The 2,039-nt window shown below is 55.6% G+C and carries 2 protein-coding genes; both read right to left on the bottom strand.

The features are described from left to right. Positions 1–294: 294 nt before the first annotated feature. On the bottom strand, positions 295–1,386 hold the full coding sequence (locus tag BTJ49_RS15155; RefSeq protein ID WP_146742387.1) for a toxin-antitoxin system YwqK family antitoxin: 1,092 nt from the start codon (positions 1,384–1,386) through the stop codon (positions 295–297). Positions 1,387–1,476: 90 nt separating this feature from the next. Further along, positions 1,477–2,039 (bottom strand): hypothetical protein (locus BTJ49_RS15150; protein ID WP_206098442.1); only part of this gene is annotated, 563 nt, incomplete at its 5' end.

Genomic DNA, 2,039 nt, shown 5'->3' with positions numbered 1-2,039 from the left:
GAGTTGGCGGAAGTTGAATCGAGCTACCTCGGATGATGCGTCAGGTAGACACGCATCGCAGGCGGAATGGATCCGACGACATTGCCTCGTGCGTCAGTGCACACCCAGTCCGGGCAGTGGAAGCGCAGGGCGTGGGTGTTGCGCACAGGCGTCAACTGGTCCGCGTTCTCCCGGTGAAAATAAACTATGAGTCCATACCCGCACGGAGCCAAAACGGCTCCGTGCGGGTATCTGGGGCTGCGTCCCAATCTGATCTCTCTTCGTAGATCATGGTGCGAGGATGGATGCTGATTCTCAGCTTCCAGCTCCGGGAGCCTGTTTGCCGCTCTTGCACCACTCCTCCCATTCGTTCACCTGATCGATGGTGGCCGTCGCATCGACGCCAGCTTTGGCAGCTGCCGCGTGATTGGCGTTGACCCAGCCTTGTACGCATTCGTCGATTGATGTCGGAGATGGAGGTCGTTGCAAAGTATTAGCGGAAGGTCCTGAGAGTGCCTGTACCATGCGGTCTTCAAGTGATTTATTGCTCGGGTAGGCTGCGTGATCGATCTTCCTTTCGGCAACCTTTTTCCCATCGGTATAAGTCTCGTCGGTCAGCAGGTTGCCCTCCTTGTCCCAGGTCTTCTTTTCTCCATCTATCTTTCCATTTACCCAGTGGACGAGAAAGGTTCGTTTGCCTGTGTTTGGGTCAAACCCTTCTGCTTGGCCATCTAACTGGCCGTCGTTGTTGTAGTGGACTCGATTGATCAGGTGCTCCCCATCGTTCGTGAAGGTCTTCCATGTACCCGAACGCTTGCCATCATCAAAGGATCCTTCCAGTGTCGTATTCCCATTGCTTTGGTTGTACGTGTAGTAATCACCATCGAGCGTTCCATCAGACCAAGGAATTTTCTTGATCAATTTTCCAGTTGAAGCGCTATAGACCTTCTCGGTTCCATCTGGCAGGCCTTCGTCGAAGCTCCCTTCGATCCAAGGTCGATCAGATTTGCCCGCGTTGTAGTAGACAAGATCTCCCGAGAGGTTTCCGCCATCGAAACTGGCTTCGATGACCTTGGTATCGGTCCTCGGGAGGTAGCAGCTGGCTTCTCCATCGACGTATCCATGGCGCACCGAGATCGTGCAGAGAAGCGATGGTGAAATCATTGCCAGACTGGTGCCGGATGCCCGCAGCAGCTGCCAGTATCCCTTGGCATCGCTGTTGAACATGAAGCTGTCGGGGACATGCGTCACCGTGCCAGTGAAGGGCTCGTTGGCACCTTGGGCGTAGATCAGTCCATCGGGTAGGTCGGCATTCCGATAGTCCAGTACGGGCTTGCTGCACCCTGCGAGAACGAGCAGAGATACGGTCAATAGAACCGCCAGCGGGGCTTGGTGAAATTTCTTCACAGTGATCGCTCCTTCGTTGAATACAAAAAAAGAGCGAGCGCCCATCAGGGCGCACGCTCTTTGCGTGTAGTGCAATACCGGTAGGGTCCATCAAGTGGAGGCAGCAGCCGGGTCGTCGTTCGTCAGCATGTTGTCTGCAGAGCGCCAGCCGTAGCGAAGTCCAACGTACAGAGCCGTCACCACGACCAGCGCGATGCTCACGAGAAGCAGTACACCAAGACTGAAATCGCTTTCTGCCTGGTTGAGCAAAATGGTCGAGACGATCCGTCCAGCGAACCAGACCGCAAGTACGCGCCAGAGCACGCCGAGCTTCAGGCTCTTGGTGAAGACATAGCGCGCGTCAGGCTGGTACTTCGCGGCGTAGTACGTCCAGCCGCGTTTCGTACCGAGACGGAGGCTGATGCCGGTCACGAGGCCGAAAATGAACAGGTAGATGATGGCCAGGGCATCAATGTTGATACTCGTGTTGCCCAGAATCATCGCCAGCACGAAGAAGGCGACAGCAACCGCCCCGCCGTACCCAGCGACATGCCACTTCTGCGAGGAGGTGAGCTGGAAGGGTCGATGATGATCTTTCATGACAGCTATTCCTTTCTGTTGAAAAACGAACACATCCTCTCCGAGCACATGTGTGCTCGCCTGAGGGCGTGTAC

This window comes from Oleiagrimonas sp. MCCC 1A03011 (assembly GCF_003267965.1).
Classification (GTDB): Bacteria; Pseudomonadota; Gammaproteobacteria; order Xanthomonadales; family Rhodanobacteraceae; genus Oleiagrimonas; species Oleiagrimonas citrea.
This window is presented reverse-complemented; position numbering and strand designations above follow the sequence as displayed.